This is a genomic window from Paenibacillus sp. HGH0039, assembly GCF_000411255.1.
Lineage (GTDB): Bacteria > Bacillota > Bacilli > Paenibacillales > NBRC-103111 > Paenibacillus_F.
The window spans coordinates 1704512-1720969 of the sequence record NZ_KE150413.1 but is presented as its reverse complement, the minus strand read 5'-3'; the positions used below and the strand labels follow the sequence as shown (position 1 = coordinate 1720969).

The 16458-nt window shown below is 54.7% G+C and carries 15 protein-coding genes and 1 pseudogene; 1 reads left to right on the top strand and 15 read right to left on the bottom strand.

Translation table 11 applies throughout. The features are described from left to right. Positions 1 to 185: 185 nt before the first annotated feature. The 9 genes from HMPREF1207_RS22230 to HMPREF1207_RS22190 all read right to left on the bottom strand — a co-directional run bounded on the left by HMPREF1207_RS22230 (position 186) and on the right by HMPREF1207_RS22190 (position 9784). Positions 186 to 2054 carry a sensor histidine kinase gene (locus tag HMPREF1207_RS22230; RefSeq protein ID WP_009674433.1) on the bottom strand — a complete coding sequence of 623 codons (1869 nt, stop codon included), beginning with the start codon at positions 2052 to 2054 and terminating at the stop codon, positions 186 to 188. 1 nt (position 2055) lies between these two features. Then, a complete protein-coding gene (locus HMPREF1207_RS22225) occupies positions 2056 to 2769 on the bottom strand; it encodes a response regulator transcription factor (RefSeq protein ID WP_016423993.1) in 714 nt (237 codons plus the stop codon). 54 nt (positions 2770 to 2823) lie between these two features. Continuing rightward, on the bottom strand, positions 2824 to 4083 hold the full coding sequence (gene ccsB / locus HMPREF1207_RS22220) for a c-type cytochrome biogenesis protein CcsB (protein ID WP_009674408.1): 1260 nt from the start codon (positions 4081 to 4083) through the stop codon (positions 2824 to 2826). After that, positions 4080 to 5747, bottom strand: a complete 1668-nt coding sequence (resB, locus tag HMPREF1207_RS22215) for a cytochrome c biogenesis protein ResB (protein ID WP_009674425.1) — start codon at positions 5745 to 5747, stop codon at positions 4080 to 4082. The genes ccsB and resB overlap by 4 nt, the downstream gene beginning before the upstream one ends. Positions 5748 to 5782: 35 nt before the next feature. Further along, positions 5783 to 6328, bottom strand: a complete 546-nt coding sequence (gene resA, locus HMPREF1207_RS22210; protein ID WP_009674448.1) for a thiol-disulfide oxidoreductase ResA — start codon at positions 6326 to 6328, stop codon at positions 5783 to 5785. A 61-nt stretch (positions 6329 to 6389) separates the two neighbouring features. Continuing rightward, on the bottom strand, positions 6390 to 7136 hold the full coding sequence (locus HMPREF1207_RS22205) for a pseudouridine synthase (RefSeq protein WP_009674383.1): 747 nt from the start codon (positions 7134 to 7136) through the stop codon (positions 6390 to 6392). Between the two features lie 301 nt (positions 7137 to 7437). Next, positions 7438 to 7974: a spore maturation protein gene (locus HMPREF1207_RS22200; protein WP_009674402.1), complete on the bottom strand. Its 537-nt coding sequence runs from the start codon at positions 7972 to 7974 to the stop codon at positions 7438 to 7440. A 7-nt stretch (positions 7975 to 7981) separates the two neighbouring features. After that, the gene (locus HMPREF1207_RS22195) at positions 7982 to 8581 is read right to left on the bottom strand and encodes a nucleoside recognition domain-containing protein (RefSeq protein WP_009674409.1); all 600 of its coding nucleotides are present in this window, start codon (positions 8579 to 8581) and stop codon (positions 7982 to 7984) included. Positions 8582 to 8608: 27 nt separating this feature from the next. Next, the gene (locus HMPREF1207_RS22190; protein ID WP_009674436.1) at positions 8609 to 9784 is read right to left on the bottom strand and encodes a D-alanyl-D-alanine carboxypeptidase family protein; all 1176 of its coding nucleotides are present in this window, start codon (positions 9782 to 9784) and stop codon (positions 8609 to 8611) included. Between the two features lie 353 nt (positions 9785 to 10137). Between HMPREF1207_RS22190 and HMPREF1207_RS22185 the strand changes: the two genes are divergently transcribed. Next, complete coding sequence (locus tag HMPREF1207_RS22185; protein WP_009674437.1) at positions 10138 to 11445, top strand: ArsB/NhaD family transporter; 1308 nt, start codon at positions 10138 to 10140, stop codon at positions 11443 to 11445. Positions 11446 to 11535: 90 nt separating this feature from the next. Here HMPREF1207_RS22185 and ytfJ read toward each other — a convergent pair whose 3' ends face one another. The 6 genes and pseudogenes from ytfJ to HMPREF1207_RS22155 form a co-directional block, all read right to left on the bottom strand. Continuing rightward, positions 11536 to 12012, bottom strand: a complete 477-nt coding sequence (ytfJ, locus tag HMPREF1207_RS22180; protein WP_009674430.1) for a GerW family sporulation protein — start codon at positions 12010 to 12012, stop codon at positions 11536 to 11538. Between the two features lie 125 nt (positions 12013 to 12137). Next, complete coding sequence (locus HMPREF1207_RS22175; RefSeq protein WP_009674392.1) at positions 12138 to 12872, bottom strand: DUF2953 domain-containing protein; 735 nt, start codon at positions 12870 to 12872, stop codon at positions 12138 to 12140. Positions 12873 to 13246: 374 nt separating this feature from the next. After that, positions 13247 to 13849: pseudogene (gene scpB, locus HMPREF1207_RS22170) on the bottom strand (SMC-Scp complex subunit ScpB); the annotation flags it as partial. Next, positions 13818 to 14600 (bottom strand): segregation and condensation protein A, encoded by a 783-nt coding sequence (locus HMPREF1207_RS22165; protein ID WP_009674406.1) that lies wholly within the window; start codon positions 14598 to 14600, stop codon positions 13818 to 13820. The gene HMPREF1207_RS22165 and the pseudogene scpB, both read right to left, overlap by 32 nt. A gap of 97 nt (positions 14601 to 14697) precedes the next feature. Then, entirely contained in the window at positions 14698 to 15168 is a 471-nt protein-coding gene (ribH, locus tag HMPREF1207_RS22160; protein ID WP_009674421.1) for a 6,7-dimethyl-8-ribityllumazine synthase, read from the bottom strand. Between the two features lie 66 nt (positions 15169 to 15234). Continuing rightward, complete coding sequence (locus tag HMPREF1207_RS22155) at positions 15235 to 16458, bottom strand: bifunctional 3,4-dihydroxy-2-butanone-4-phosphate synthase/GTP cyclohydrolase II (protein ID WP_009674405.1); 1224 nt, start codon at positions 16456 to 16458, stop codon at positions 15235 to 15237.

The following is a 16458-nucleotide window of genomic DNA, read 5'->3' as shown; positions in this document are numbered from 1 at the left end:
CAAAAAAGGCGGAAAGCGGCTGAATGACTCAGCAGGCTTTCCGCCTTTTGCATGTATTCTTGCAGAGCTCGGGCCGAAGCCGTCCGGAGCCTTTTACGGTTTGTTGGCTCCGCTCCCGATGTCGGCTCTAATATCCCCTCTTCGTCGTTAGAAACGTTACGGGGACTAAAGGGGCCGTGCGAGCCTTAGCACTCTTTGCACGGCAGGACGATGGTAAACGTCGTCCCCTGCCCCAGCTTGCTGCGCATCGTGATCGTTCCCTGATGGGCGTCCACGATGTTCTTGACGATGGCCAGTCCGAGGCCCGTGCCGCCGGTCGCTCCCCGTGTCCGGGCTTTGTCCGCTTTATAGAAGCGCTCGAACACGTAAGGGACATCTTCGGCCGGAATCCCCTGGCCTTCGTCCGTCACTTCCAGCTTGCAGCCGGGAGAAGACTTGTACGCGTAAGGCTCCGCCTTAATCGTAATCGTCTTCCCGCCCGGCGTATGCCGGAAGGCGTTGTCGAGCAGGTTGGTGAGCACCTGCTCCAGCCGGTCCTCATCCGCCGTACAAACCAGCTCCCCTTGCGGGAGCTCGAAATTCAGGCGGATGTCCTTCTCCCTCGCCAGGACCGTAAATTTGCGGTGCATCCGTTTCACGAGCCCGCCGATATCGGTCCTGTTGAAGTTCATCTCGAGATGCCCCGCTTCCATGCGGGCCAGATCGAGAAGATCCCGGACGAGGCGGCCCATCCGCAGCGCTTCGTCATAGATGACCTGAGCGAGCTCCTTGCGCTCCTCGGGGGACCCGGCGATGTCGTCCAGCAGCGCCTCGCTGTAGCCCTGCACCATCGACAACGGCGTGCGCAGTTCGTGCGAAACGTTCGCGACGAAGTCCTTGCGCAGCTTGTCGAGCCGGAACTCCTCCGTCACGTCGCGGAGCACGGCGACGGCGCCGCGTACCCCGTCGCGCGAATGCAGCGGCGTCATCGCGACGGACCAGACCTCGTTCTCGACGTGAAGCTTGTCGGTCTGCTCCCGCGCCTCCGTCACCACTTGATGGAACATGGGCTGCAGCGGAGCGGGAATATGTCGGTCAAGCGGCAGAGGAAGCGCTGCCGGAACGCCGCCGTTGACGGGCGGCCCGTCCGGGTTCCAGGAGAGTTCTTCCCACTCCTGGATGATCTTGTCCCCCTGCGGGTTCGTCACAATGACTTTGCCGCCGGCATCGAACGTCATGACCGCGTCGGTCATGCTCCGGAGAACGCTGGAGAGGTTCTCTTTTTCGTGCCGCAGGGCTTTCACGTTCTCTTGAAGCTCTTCTCCCATCACGTTGAACGATTTGGCGAGCTCCCCGATCTCGTCGGAAGAAAGAATCGGAACCTTTGTGCCGTATTCTCCCCGGGAGATTCTGCCAGCCGCATCTTTGAGCTGAAGCAGCGGCCGCGTAATCCGGTAGAACAGGAAGAACGCGAACACGGTCGTCATCAGGAAGCCGATAATCGAAACGATTACGAACAGCCGGAATACGTCCCACTGGGTAGCTTCCAGGGATTTCAGGGATTGATACAGGACAATAGCGCCCTGCGTATCTTTAACCCCTCCGTCCGGCGTGTGATAGAGCGGCACGGCCACGGCGATATAATCGTTGCGCTGGTTGATTTTACCCTGCTTGTTGTAGGGGATTCGCTTCTCCAGCATCTGACCGTTCAAGACGGATTTCAGCTCCGCCTCCGAAAAAAAGTCGGCCGCTTTGAACCGGAGAAGCTCCTGGTTTTTGCCCTCGACCGACGGATTCAATTCTTTCAGATCTTTATCCAGCGCAATCATGCGCGCATCCTGAAGTTCCAGGAGCTGATTGGCCATCCTGTAAAACTCTTCGTCCTGCAGATGAAGGGCGGCTCCGTTCGAATAATCGCCCGCAAGCTGTTTCAGATTGTGAACCTGATCCTCGGACTGGGAAAAATATTGTTCCAGCGACTGCACGAGAAACACGCCGAGCGTGATCAGAATAACCGCCACAAGACCGATAATTGTCAGCCACAGCTTGCCGACTACGCTGCGCAGGCTAAACACGTTACTTCGGCACCTCTAGCTTGTAGCCTACGCCCCAGACCGTCGTAATCATCGCAGCCGCTTCTGGCGATACTTTGTTGAGTTTTTCGCGCAATCTTTTCACATGAGTATCGACCGTACGCAAATCCCCGAAAAATTCGTAATTCCAGACATCTTTGAGCAGCTCTTCCCGCGAAAATACCTTATCCGGCGATACGGCCAGATAATGGAGCAGCTCGTACTCTTTGGGCGTCAGAGCGACTTCCTGGCCGCCTGCCGTTACGCGGTGAGCGTCGTGCTCGATAACCAGGTGCGGAAATACGATGTTGTTGCTCGAATTCGCATCCTTGGACAGAAAAGCCGTAGCGGACGAACGCCGCAGGATCGCCTTGACCCGGTAAATCACCTCGCGCGGACTGAACGGTTTCACGACGTAATCGTCGGCACCGACTTCGAACCCGTGAACGCGATTCGTTTCTTCGCCTTTCGCGGTCAGCATAATCACCGGCGTGGACTTCACTTGGCGCAGACGGGCGCAAACTTCCGTCCCGTCAATCCCCGGCAGCATCAGATCGAGCAGAATCAGATCGAAATCGCGCTCGGTCGCCAGCGTCAGGGCCGTTTCGCCGTCTTCGGCTTCCTCGATACCGTAGCCCTCTTTCTCCAGGTACATCCGAAGCAGACGTCTGATCCGTTCTTCATCGTCTACAACCAGAATATTCAATCTCTGTTCCATGACGTTCACAATCCCTTCCGTCCATAAACGATTGTAGTAAATGATTTGCTAAAATTATACACCCGAATAGGAATGCAGGCCAGCGATGACCAAGTTTACCCCGACTAGCGTAAACATAACCACGATAAAGCCGATTACGGCCAGCCATGCGGAACGTTTGCCCTGCCAGCCGCGGGAAAGACGGAGATGCAGGAATACCGCATAGAAGAGCCAGACGATCAATGCCCATACTTCCTTCGGATCCCAGCCCCAGAATCGGCCCCATGCTTTATGAGCCCAGATCATCGCGAAGATGAGGGCGCCGAGCGTAAAAATCGGGTAGCCGATAGCGATGGAACGGTATCCGATCTCGTCAAGGTCCTCCGGGTCCATGCCTTTCATAATAGGTGAAATCGCCTGCCCGATCGGCTTGCGCAGAATCAGTCTGAGCAGCGTATACAGAAGGACGCCGATCAGAACCGTCCAGATCACGGTATTGAACTTCCGGCCGGCATTTTCACCGCTCATCCAGGAAGGCGCCGTGAAGAGCGGCTTGTCCATGCCGAGGAATGTGTCCATTGATTCGAGCGTCGTCTGGTACGGAGCCACGATAGGCGGCAGCACATAAGTGACGGTCTGGCTTACTTTTTGCTGGGTGCCGTCTTCTTTGGCCACGATTTGTTCTTTGACGAACTTGGCTTCATAGCCTGCGGCATTGAATGTGAAGACGGAAGCGATAAAAGCGATCAGCATAAAAATAATGAGCAGGGTGAATTCCACCCCTCTTTGTTCCTTGCGGTCGGAGGCCGTTTTCCCCTGAAAATTCACCGTCCGAATCAAATACATTAAACCCGCGGCAAAGCCTACGGCGAAGAATGCTTCACCCGCAGCCGCGGTCGTTACGTGGATTTTAAGCCAGTAGCTCTGCAGCGCCGGAATCAGCGGCTGGACTTCGTTCGGGAAGACGGCCGCGTACGCAATGATGAGCACGACGACCGGCAGAGCAAATACCCCGAGAACCGGGGTACGATAGATGGCGTATACGATAATAAAGGCAATCATGATCATCATACCGAGCATCGTCATAAACTCGAACATGTTGCTGGTCGGAATGTGTCCGCCCCCGTACCAGCGGGTGAAGAAATAAAGAAGCTGGGACACAAGGCCCAAAACGGACAGGCCGTAAGCGGCTCTGCCCCATTTGCGCGCATGAACTTCGGGATCCCGGTTGCTCCATGTTTTACCGGCGATTGAAAGTACAAACACCAGAAAAGCCACACAGTAGATAACAAATGAAACCAGCAGCGCGTTCCCGCTGAAATTTAACCAATTCATGTAGCTTTCCCTCCTTTTTCAAGCGTTTTCTGATCCACCGTAATGCCTGTTTTGTTCAGTGAGGCAGCTACTTCCTTGCGGACGCCGAACCAGTTCTTGTTCGTGTGCGCGCCGAGTACGAGCCGTCCGTCGTCGATCCGGAGCCATACTCGGCGGTGCTGCCAGTAGAAGCCCATGATGAGACCGATCATTCCGATCGCGGCCCCGATCCAGATATAGGGAAGCGCACGGTCCGTCCGGATATTCAGGTAAGAGGTATAGGAGGAAAACGTGACGTTTTCCATCGATCCGACAGATAAGTCGAATTTAGCGCCTATTGATCCGTTAATTTCGTCCTGGCGGAACTCCTGCTTGTCTATTTGTCTCGGGAAATAGATGTAAGGCTCCCCGTTTGGAGAAAGCCCCGGCCCCGTGATCTGAAAAATAAATGCAGGCGCTTTCGCTTCATTCGATTTCGTAATAGGCTCCCCTTTGTCGTCCAGGCCGAATTCCGGGAAATATCCCTTCAGCGACAGCTTGTAAGGGCCTGCCTGGTACGTATCCTGAGGATCCTTCATCGGAAGCTCGAAGCTTCCGTAAGATTCGCCCGTCTGTTTGTTCGTCAGCGTAGGCTTGACCGAAATGAGCAGCGGCGCTTCCTTATAATCGTATTGAAAAGCGAGAAGGCCTTTGTAATCGAGCGGTTCGTTCACGATAATTTTTTGCCGGTGCACTTCCTGCAGCTCCGGTTTTTTGCCGGGAGTGTCGCAGTCCGCTTTACAGGTGTAGATCACGGCTTCGGTTTCATAAATTTTCGGGACGGCCCGTTCCCTTTTTTTAAACTCTTCGGTCATTTCTTCCGGCTTGTAAAAATCGATGGTGAATTTCTCATTCTTGATATAGAGCGACGTATCGGGAATTTTCTTGATCTCCCCTTCGCGAAGCCCCATATATTCATCCATCTGCCAGCCCGGGAAACTGCGCATCAGCACGGCCAGCAGAAAAATAATGAGGCCGATATGAAGCACGTAAGGTCCCCAGCGGCTGAACCGGTACTTCTCGGCAAGAAGCGCGGCTCCGTCCGTATGTACGCGGTAATGTTTTTTGCGGAGCTGGCGGGCCATTTGATCTGTCCACTCTTCTTCGCTGATTCCTTCCGGAATGCGTCCGTCGTAAGAGACCTTCTGGCGGAGCAGGAAGCTGTGGTGCTTCTGGATCTTCTGCTTGGAGAGAGCCCGGTACAGCGGAAGAACGCGGTCCAGGCTGCAGATGACCAGCGAGGCCCCGATCATCAGAATAAGCAGCTTAAACCACCACGATTCGTACGTATGGGATAAGCCCAGCAAATAATACACATGGCCCAGTGTTCCGTATGTATTCTTATAGTAAGTGGCAGGGTCTACCTGAATAAAATTGCTTTCCTGCGGATAAATGGTGCCAAGCGAAGAACCGATCAAGGTCAGGACGATAATCGTCACGGCCACCTTCACCGATGAAAAGAAATTCCAGACCCGGTCGAGCCAGGACGGATTTTCCCGCTGGGATCGACGCGCGACCCCATCATATTTCATTTCCAGCGGTTCGTTGGAAAACGCTTCTTCGGTCAGCGGCTTGCCGCACGATTCGCAGAGCAGAGTCCCTACATGGTTCTGGTGCCCGCAATCGCACTTCGTGTTCTGAAACACGCCGCATTCCCCCTCTATGCTGTTGAATGGATACCTTATTGGCCGCCGCCGGTACCGGCTGTCAGCTTTTTCAGCGTGTCAGCGATAAAAGCCTCGTCCATCTCGCCTTTATGGATCTTCATGACCGTCCCGTCGGGTTTGACGAAGAACGTCGTCGGATATTCCACGACCCCGTACTGTTTCCGTACGTTCTCCTCGTTGTCGAGCAGGATCGGCAGATTCAAATTGTACTGGTCCACGAAGTTCTGAACCGTAACGCGGCTCGTGTCCAAGTTGACCTCCAAGAACTCCACGTTCTTGTCTTTCCAAATGTCGTACTGCTTCTGCAGAGCCGGCATTTCTTTCTTGCAGGGAGGACAGAAGGTTCCCCAGAAATTGATCAGGACGCCTTTGCCTTTGTAGTCGGAAAGCTTGTAGGACTTGTTATCGAGTCCAGTGAGTGTAAAGTCCGGCGCTTTGGAGCCCTCGACCGGATATTTTTTATCGTCGGCGGATGTTAGGTTGTTGACGATCGTAAATACACCGATGATAAGAACAAGGCCTAAAATGAAAATCTGAACCCATTTTTTGTTCTTTTTCATAGCGAGCACCCTCAAAAATAAGACATAACTATCCTAATTATAACGAAAAAAAAGGCCAAGCTTAGCGGCCTTTTTGAATTTTATGTGACTGCAAGGCCGCATCGCGCAGGCTGTTAATTTCGTCATTGCGCAGGACTCTGTACTTTGCTCTCGGAAGACCGGCAAGCAATAAGGGTCCGTATTGTACCCGTCTTAATTTGACTACCGGAAAAGATACGGCATCAAACATTCTTCTCACCTGACGGTTCCGGCCTTCGTAAATCGTAATGGAAATAACGCTCTCATTCTGCTCCGGGCGCACATCGACGTATTCGACCTCGGCGGGAGCGGTCATGCCGTCCTCCAGCTCGATGCCCGCTCTCAATCGGTCGAGAACGGAACCGTGCACAACGCCTTTGACGGTCGCATGGTACGTCTTGGCCACGTGATGCCTCGGATGCATCATCAGGTTGGCGAATTCCCCGTCGTTCGTCAGAATCAGCAGCCCTTCCGTATCGTAATCAAGACGGCCGACCGGATAGACGCGCTCCTTGATCCCCGGCAGGTAATCGGTTACGACTTTGCGGCCCTTCGGGTCCGCGGCGCTCGTAATAACGCCTTTAGGTTTGTTCAGCATCACGTACACTTTCGTCTGCTGCTTAATGGCCCGTCCGTCTACCATTATCATATCCTCAGCGGGATTCACTTTCACGCCAAGCTGCGTGACGACTTCTTCGTTCACGCTCACACGGCCGGCCAGGATCAGCTCCTCGCTTTTCCTGCGGGAAGCTATGCCCGCCTCGGCCAGCACTTTCTGCAATCTCTCCATCCTCAACGTTCACCTCAAAGCTAATGATAACCATCCTTGCGTGAAATCACAAGTTCTCTCCCGGCGAATCCGCAAATGTTTTTCGGGGGATACGGGGCTGGAGCCTCCCTTCCCGTCTTTCATGGACGGGCGTTGACGGATGAGACGGCAACATCAGGGGCTGTATCGGCGGCGTGAGTTTGGAAGGTTCTTCTGCTAATCGTTCCCTTAAGCGGAGGAAAATAATCATTTTTTGCCAAAATACAGGCCGGACTGAACGGTTTCCCCGGAAAACGAAGAAGCCGCCCGGTCCGGGCGGTCTTCAGGTAGCGAACACGAGCAGACATATGATGATGGAAGCGATGAATCCGACGACATCGGAGATCAGGCCGACTTTGAGCGCGTAGCCGGCTTTGCGGATGCCGATAGCCCCGAAGTACACCGTTATGACGTACAGCGTCGTATCCGTGCTGCCCTGGACCGTAGAAGCGATCCGGCCGACGAGCGAATCCGGACCGAACTGGGCGATCAGATCGGTCGTAAAGGCAAGGGATCCCGCGCCCGTAATGGGGCGCAGGACAGCCAGCGGGAGCACCTCCGACGGGACGCCGAGAGCCTGAAACAGCGGCTTCAACCACCCGAGGGTCAGTTCCAGCGCCCCCGATGCCCGGAACACGCTGATCGCGACCATCATGCCGACGAGATGGGGAATGATTTTGACCGCCGTATCGAAGCCTTCCTTGGCACCGTCGGTGAAAGATTCGTACACGGGCACTTTCCGGTAGGCGGCATACAGCGGAATGAAGACGATAAGGACCGGGATCGCCCACGCCGAGAGCACGTTAACCCATTCGTACATCAGCGGCTCATCCTTTCACTGCGGGGTTCGCCGGCAGCCTGCGCCTGTACCAGCGGTCGACGATGATCGCGGCGGCCGTGGATACGATCGTAGCCAGCAGTGTCGTCCCGACGATTTCCGACGGATTCATGGAATTGTAATTCATCCGGATGGCGATCAAGGTCGTCGGAATGAGCGTGATGCTGGCCGTATTCAGAGCCAGGAGCGTACACATGGCGGGGCTGGCCGTATCCTTATGGGGATTCAGCTTCTGCAGCTCCTGCATCGCCTTAATTCCCATCGGAGTAGCGGCATTGCCGAGCCCCAGGATGTTCGCGCTCATGTTGGACATGATGTATCCCAGCGCAGGATGATCCTTCGGAATGCTGGGAAACAGGAAGCGGACGACCGGACGAAGCAGGACCGCCAGCTTGGACAACAGGCCGGCATCCTCGGCGATCCTCATCATGCCGAGCCAGAAGACCAGCACGCTGATCAGGCCGAAGCAGACCGTCACGCCGCTTTTGGCGCCGTCGAAGGCCGCCTGCGTTACGGCTTCCACGTTGCCCTGGACTGCGGCAACCGCAAAGCCGGTTACGATGAAAAACAACCAGATCCAATTCACCATCGTGCCTTCCTCCTTTCCTGTACTTACTTACACGCCGGTTGAAAACATCGCCCGGATGGCTTTGCGCAAGGTTACACTCCATGCGTTCCAGACGCTCATGTCCGCATCGGTAGCCTGAAAGCCGAATGCCGCCTTGTCGGCCGCTTTCAGCCTCGGGCTTGCCGGATCCACCAGCGGTACGGTCCCGATCAGGCGGTCACCCAGCTTAAGCCGGAGAGCCCCTTTTTCGCCGAGACGCGAGTCCAGCGAGTCCGGCGGGAACGGCTCCGGTTCGGCGGTAACGCGCTCTTTTTCCACGGAGAGCAGCGGGTACGAGAAATCCCTCTCGGCCACATAAGGCGTTCCGTCAACCGCCTGGCCCTTTTGCAACAGAGGAACCAGCGGATAATGCTCAAATCCCCACCCCAGCAGTCTGGTATGGTCCGCCCAATCATCGCCGTCGTTAAGCGTCACGACGACAAGCTGCTGGCCGTTCCGAGTTGCCGATGACACCAGGCACCGCTTGGCCAGCTTCGTATAGCCGGTTTTAACCCCGTCGGCCCCATCGAAAAGACCCAGCATCTTGTTTTTGTTAAACCAGGTGTATTCCCACGATTCGTTCGGGTTCGGCACTTTGATCATTTTCGTCTGGACAATTTCCTGGAAAGTCGGATTTTTCAGACTGTAAGCCGCCAGCTTCGCCAAATCGTCGGCGCTGGAATAATGATCGGCACTTTCGTCCAATCCCGACGGGTTGGTAAAGTTCGAGTGATCGAGACCGATCTGCTCGGCTTTCCGGTTCATCATTACGGCAAAACCTTCCACGCTGCCGCCTACATGCTCGGCTATGGCTGTCGCCGCATCGTTGCCGGAACGGAGCATAAGCCCGTAGAGCATATGCTTCAGGCTCATTTCCTGCCCCGCCTTCAGGTACAAGGATGAGCCTTCCTTTCCGGCGGCGCGGGTGCTCACTTTGACAATGTCCGTCAGCTTGCTCTCCTCGATGGCCACGATCGCCGTCATGATTTTAGTCAGGCTCGCTATCCTCATCGGCCTGTCTCCCCGCTTCGAGTAAAGAACTCTGCCCGATTTCACGTCGACGAGGGCCGCGGCCTCCGCATTCGTTCCTATCGCCGGGGGTTCCGCCGCCAAGGCCGCTGTGCCTAACAGGTTCAGCATGCACAAAAACGCCAGCATACCGGATACCCACATCCGCTTGCTCATATGCCCTTCCTCCCATTGCCCCTCGCATCCGGGTCAAGACTTGTCTTCCCAACAGGGAACTTTGTACAAGTATATGCTTGACCCGTCCGCTTATGACCCGCTTGTCTGAGTGCGGGCGGTTCTTTACAAATTCCCGGAACTCCGGTATACTTCTTTAGGATTGTTTAAGAAACGGCCGAGAACACTAAGCAAGTGAATAGGGAGATCACCGGAGGAGCCTGTCATCGCAGGCTCCTTTTTGCGTTTTTTTCCTCCGCATCCGTTCCGCCGGACACCCGCGCAGCAGTCTAAATCCGCCCGAATACGGATGCGGGATCGCTTGTAAACCGCTAACAAGAAGGAGAGATCACCCTATGACTCAAGTCTGGATCGCACTTATCGTTTTTCTGGCGACGTATGCCGTCATTATATCGGAGAAGAAAAACCGCGCCGTCGTCGCCCTACTCGGGGCCGCCATTATGGTCATCTGCGGTATTGTGGACGTCCACAAGGTGTACACCGAATATATCGAATGGGGAACCATCGCTCTATTGGTGGGCATGATGATTCTTGTCGGCATCACCAACAAGACCGGCGTGTTCCAATACGTAGCCGTACGCGCGGCAAAAATGGCCAAGGGAGACCCGATGCGCATTCTCATCTTCCTATCCCTTCTGACCGCAGCCGGTTCGGCCATGCTCGATAACGTGACGACCGTGCTTCTGGTCGTACCGGTCACCTTGTCGATCACCCGGATGCTGAACATTAACCCGGTGCCTTTTCTCATTTCCGAAATCATCGCTTCCAATATCGGAGGGACCGCTACTCTGATCGGAGATCCGCCCAATATTATGATCGGGTCGGCTAATCCCCATCTCACGTTTAACGCTTTTCTGAGCAATCTCGCGCCGGTGACCGTTCTCATCCTCATCGCAACGCTGGCGATGCTGCGCGTCATCTATAGAAAGCAGCTTAAAACCAGCCCCGAACACAAAGAAAAACTGATGAAGCTGGACGAAAAAGCCTATATACAAGATCCCGTCCTCATGAAAAAATCGCTGATAATTCTCGGGCTGACCATTATCGGATTCGTGCTTCATTCCGTCATTCATGTGGAAGCGGCTGTCGTAGCCATCACGGGCGCCGTGCTTTTAATGCTTTTCGGATTAAAAGAACAAGAAGTTGAAGAGGCGTTCGATTCCGTCGAATGGGTCACCATTTTCTTCTTCGCCGGTTTGTTCGCCTTGGTCGGAGCCTTGCAGGAAGTCGGCATCATTAAAAGTCTGGCTCTGCAGGTGCTGAACGTTACGGGAGGAGACGTGAGGCTCGCCGCTCCGCTTATTTTATGGGGATCGGGGATAGCATCAGCCACCATCGACAACATCCCCTTCGTCGCTACCATGATCCCTCTTATTAAAGATATGGCCGTGAACATGCAGCTTCCTGCCGATTCCATGGAGATCAACACGCTCTGGTGGTCTCTGGCCCTTGGAGCGTGCCTTGGAGGCAACGGGACTCTGATCGGCGCTTCCGCCAATGTCATTGTAGCCGGCATTGCCGCTAAAGAAGGCAAAGGATTCAGCTATTTGGAGTTTCTTAAAATCGGAGCGCCCATTACCCTCGTTTCGCTTCTTATTTCGCAGCTGTATCTCTATTTCCGCTACATGATTTTTCTGCCCTGACCACGGAAATCCGTTACCCTGCCAAGACGGTAAAAAAGCCCGAAATCGGGTTGATCCGATTCCGGGCTTTTCGCATGGGGGGAGAAGAAGTTACATTTTGATGGTGTCCGCTTCGATATTAATGTTCGAAGTACCCGCACCGCCAAGACCCGAAGCGCTTCCGCCCTGCTTGATCATGGACTGCACACGGTCCACGATTTGCGGAGCGGAGTCGATCAGACGCTCAATCAGATGAGTCTGATTGTCGAGCGGCACAATCTTGACGCCATGCTTGCCTACGACAAGAAACGCGATCGGGGTAATGGAGACACCGCCGCCGCTTCCGCCGCCGAACGGCATTTCCACGGCCGCTTTCTCAAGCCCGCCCCGGCTCCCCACGTCCGGAAGAGTTTCCGTCGTGAATTCGCTGCCGCCTGCCGCGAAACCGAACCCGACTTTACTGATCGGCATAATGACGCTGCCGTCCGGTGTTTCTACCGGATCGCCGACAATGGTGTTCACATCCACCATTTGCTTGATGTTTTCCATGGCTGTTTTCATCAGCCCTTGAATCGGATGATCGGTCAATGAAGTCTCCTCCTTTGGTTCCTTCAAAGCGGAAGTTCCATGCTTGAAGGAGTGTTAGGTCTGCATCCGATAGGTTGCCCCGGGAATGATCTTCGTATGTAAACCGCCCTAAGCCCGTGCCGGTTTTACGTCGCGGCCGGCTCCGGCCTTTTGGCGCGCGTTCTGTCTCCGGGAATGACTTGACGCAGGAGCCGGAACCAGGCGCGCAATCCTCCGGGCGTTCTGATAATCCTGTAGATCAGTCTGCATCCGGAAAGACCGATTGCCGCCGCTTTAGCCTGAATGACACACACAAACTCGATTTGAAAAGCGGTGCGGTTATACTGCGGATTTACAGCCAGTTTCGGAACGGTGGACAGCGGCACATATTTCGTCAGCAGCCCGACAGCCGCCGATTTCAAAGTCCATACGGTTCCGGACAGAATAGCGGTCTGTACCGCGTCGCCGGCCCCGATTCCCGTGCTCCATTTCAGCTCCGTGCAGCGAAAGGCGCTCATGGTCCGTTTAAACCAGGCGTTTAGCCCTTGCGTGTGCCGCAGCAAGTCTTTTCCTTCGCGGTAAAAAGCCTGAATATATTCTTTATCGATTTTGCTTTTGCTTTTTTTAGTGATATCCATCTTATTTTGATCGGCTTGGTTGATTTTCAGCGTCAGTCCGTCAACCAGATTGTTGAACTGAATGGCCGGCACATTAAACCGGTATTTAATCCAGCCGTGCAGCGCGCGGACCTGAACGTACATTTCGTCATTTTCCCCGACCCGGTTCCAGTAAAACGTAAATTGAACGGAGCTGAGCATGGCCAAGACGGCCGCCAGGACCAAAACAAGCACAATGGCGATTATGATTCCCCCGATTAACACAGGTACCCTCCTCCCGCAAACCGACCTTCCTAGTATCACCCGCTCCATCCAGATCATTCAAACATTTTGTGAGACCCGGGCTTCGGTCCCGACCCAAAAAAAGCGCCCCGCTTGCATACCGCAAGCCAAGACGCTTCTCTTTTTGCTTATTCTTTGTCAGGTACGTCCGGATCTTTGGCAAGCCCTTCAGGCAGTTCCGGCAGTTCAGGCACTTCTGGAAATGCCCAATCGTTCGGTGACGATGACGTAAATTCGTACCGTTCCGGAATAGAGGCGGGCTTCTCACCGTCATTTTCCAAGAGCGTCAAGTCCTCCCCGTTGTCCACGGACAAACCGGCGTTTTTGGCATCCAGCCCGTCCAGCAGATCCCGTCCCAAATCTTCGAAAGTCAGCTGGTCGGTTTCGTCCCCGTTCAATTTGTCAAAAAGAAGCTTCGTCTCTTCCTCCAGATCGAAATCGCCGACAAAAGCCGGCGACTCCGGCAGATCGTCGATCGAACTGAGGCCGAAGTATTCCAGGAAAGGCTTCGACGTCCCGTATAAAATCGGCCGTCCGATCGCTTCCGCGCGCCCCGTTTCCACAATGAGCTCCTTCGCCATAAGCGTATGAAGGGCCCGTTCGGATTTGACCCCGCGGATTTCCTCGATCTCCACCCGTGTGATCGGCTGTTTGTAAGCGATGATGGACAACGTTTCAAGCGCGGCCTGCGACAAAGAGGAACGGGAAGGAGAATAGGCCAGCCGTTCGAAATAAGGCGCATGCTCCGGAACCGTCGTCATCTGATAGGCACCGGCAACCCTCGTGATCTGGATCCCCCTGCCTCCGCTGCGCAGGTCTTCCTGAAGCTCTTCGACCAGCTCGGTGACGATGTGCGCGTCCGTCTCCAGAATATCGGCGAGCTGTTTCTTGTCCAGGCCCTCGTCTCCCGCCACGAAAAGCAGCCCTTCAATAATCGATTTCATCTGTTGAAAGTCCATCCGTCATCTCTCCCTCTTTGGCCTGAATGACGATGTCTTCAAACAGCCGGTGCTGAAAGCATTGAATCTTTTTCATCTTCATCAGTTCCAATAATGCCAAAAACGTGACCACGATTTCCTCGCGGCTGCATTCCTTTTCAAAAAGCTTCGAGAACAGGAGCCGCCCGCCTTTATTGCGCAGAAGCTCCACCAGATCCACAATCCGGTCCTTCACGGATATTTCGTCCCGCCGGATTTTGGTGACCTGGTTGCGGTGCACCATCTTCCGAAGCGTCCGCTGGAAGGCCAGCATCAGGTCATTGACGTCCAGCCCTTTAACGGGATTCTCCTGCACCTGGGGAACGTAGGGCGTCAAGTCCTCGGGCTCGCGCGTAAACACAAGACTCCGCTCCACTTCCTTGTCGCGCAGCAGATCGGCAACCGCTTTGTACTTGCGGTATTCGATCAGCTTCTGCACGAGTTCGGCCCGCGGATCGAAGTCGTCCTCTTCGTAATAATCGAAGTCCAGATCGAGTACCGGAGGTTTCGGCAGCAGCATTTTGCTCTTGATCGCCAGCAGTGTGGCGGCCATGACCAGAAATTCGCTCGTCACTTCCAGCTCCAGCTCGTGCATAGCCTGGACATATTCCATGTACTGCTCCGTAATGTCCTTGATCGGGATATTGTAGATATCGACCTCGGACTTATCGATCAAGTGAAGCAGCAGGTCGAGCGGCCCTTCGAACGCTTCAAGTTTATACAGCATTTTCATGAATCTGCTCTCCCAAAAAAAGATCCCCGTCCTAAGTGGCCGGGGCTCCGAATCGCTTGCCAAGCGCTGTAGGGAGGCGCGAGTTCAAAAACCGCGGTCAGCCCTGCAGCTGCTTCGTAAGATTAGCCATTTCTATCGCGGTAACGGCGGCATCCCAGCCTTTGTTGCCCGCTTTCGTGCCGGCCCGTTCAACCGCCTGTTCGATGGAGTCGGTCGTCAGGACTCCGAAAATAACCGGAACACCCGTTTTTAATGAAATGGCGGAAACGCCTTTGGCCACTTCGTTGCAAACATAATCAAAGTGAGGCGTGGAGCCGCGAATAACGGTACCCAGCGTAATGACGGCGTCATATTTGCCGGTTTCCGCCAGTTTTTGTGCAATCAGAGGAATTTCGAATGCGCCCGGTACCCAGGCGACTTCGACTTCGGTATCTTCCACTCCGTGGCGCTTTAGCGCGTCGAGCGCTCCGCCCAGCAGCTTGGACGTAATAAATTCATTGAAACGGCCCACAACGATGCCGTATCTCTGTCCTTGGGAAATCAGATGACCTTCATAATTTTTTACCACAATAACCGACTCCTTCTAGTATACAAATTGATGACGCAGATAAAAAGAGATTTTTAGAAAAAACCATCAGTTTGGATCAAATTGGAGCAAATGACCGAGCTTTTCCTGCTTGGTATGCAGATATCTGGCATTATCTTCATTATGCGGCATCTGGATCGCGACTCTTTCGACGACCTCCAGTCCATAGCCTTCCAAACCCTTGATCTTGCGAGGATTGTTCGTAAGCAGGCGAATCTGCCGGATTCCGAGATCTTTCAGAATCTGGGCCCCTACTCCGTAGTCGCGCAGATCGGGAGCGAATCCCAGCTTGACGTTCGCTTCGACCGTATCGAGGCCTTCTTCCTGCAGCACGTAGGCCTTAAGCTTGTTGATCAGTCCGATGCCGCGCCCTTCCTGGCGCATATAGAGCAGCACGCCCGCTCCTTCATCGTTTATCTGCTGCAGAGCGGCAGCGAGCTGGGGACCGCAGTCGCAGCGGTGGGAGTGGAACACATCTCCCGTCAGACACTCGGAATGCACCCGCACCAGCGTCGGGACCGAGCCGTCGATATTCCCTTTGACAAGCGCGACATGCTCCTTCTGATCCAGCTGGTTTGTATACGCGATGGCCTGGAACGTGCCGAAATCCGTCGGCAGCTTCGCCTCCACTTCGCGTTTGACCAGGTTTTCCTTTTCACTCCGGTAATGGATGAGGTCTTTGATCGTAATGATCTTCAGCCCGTGAATGCGGGCAACCTCCATCAGATCGGGGACCCTGGCCATCGTTCCGTCTTCCTTGATCACCTCGCAAATAACCGCCGCGGGATACGAGCCGCTCATGCGGGCCAGGTCGACGGCCGCTTCCGTATGACCCGCGCGGCGCAGGACTCCGCCTTTTTTCGCAATCAGGGGAAATATGTGCCCCGGCCTGCGGAAATGAAGCGGCTTCGCTTCCGGATCAATGAGGGCCCGGATCGTCCGGGAGCGCTCGTGGGCCGATATCCCTGTCGTCGTTTCCGCATGATCGACGGACACCGTGAAAGCCGTCCCGTGATAATCCGTATTGCGGGATACCATGGGAGGCAGGTCCAGTTCCTGCGCCCGTTCTTCCGTGATCGGTGCGCAGACGAGTCCGCGGCCTTCCTTGATCATGAAATTGATAACCTCGGGCGTCGTTTTATCCGCCAGAGCGATGAAATCGCCTTCGTTCTCGCGGTCCTCGTCGTCCACGACGATAATGACCTTCCCTGCGGCCAGGTCGCTGACCGCTTCTTCGATCGAATGAAACGAATAGGTTTCTCTCTCCGTCAT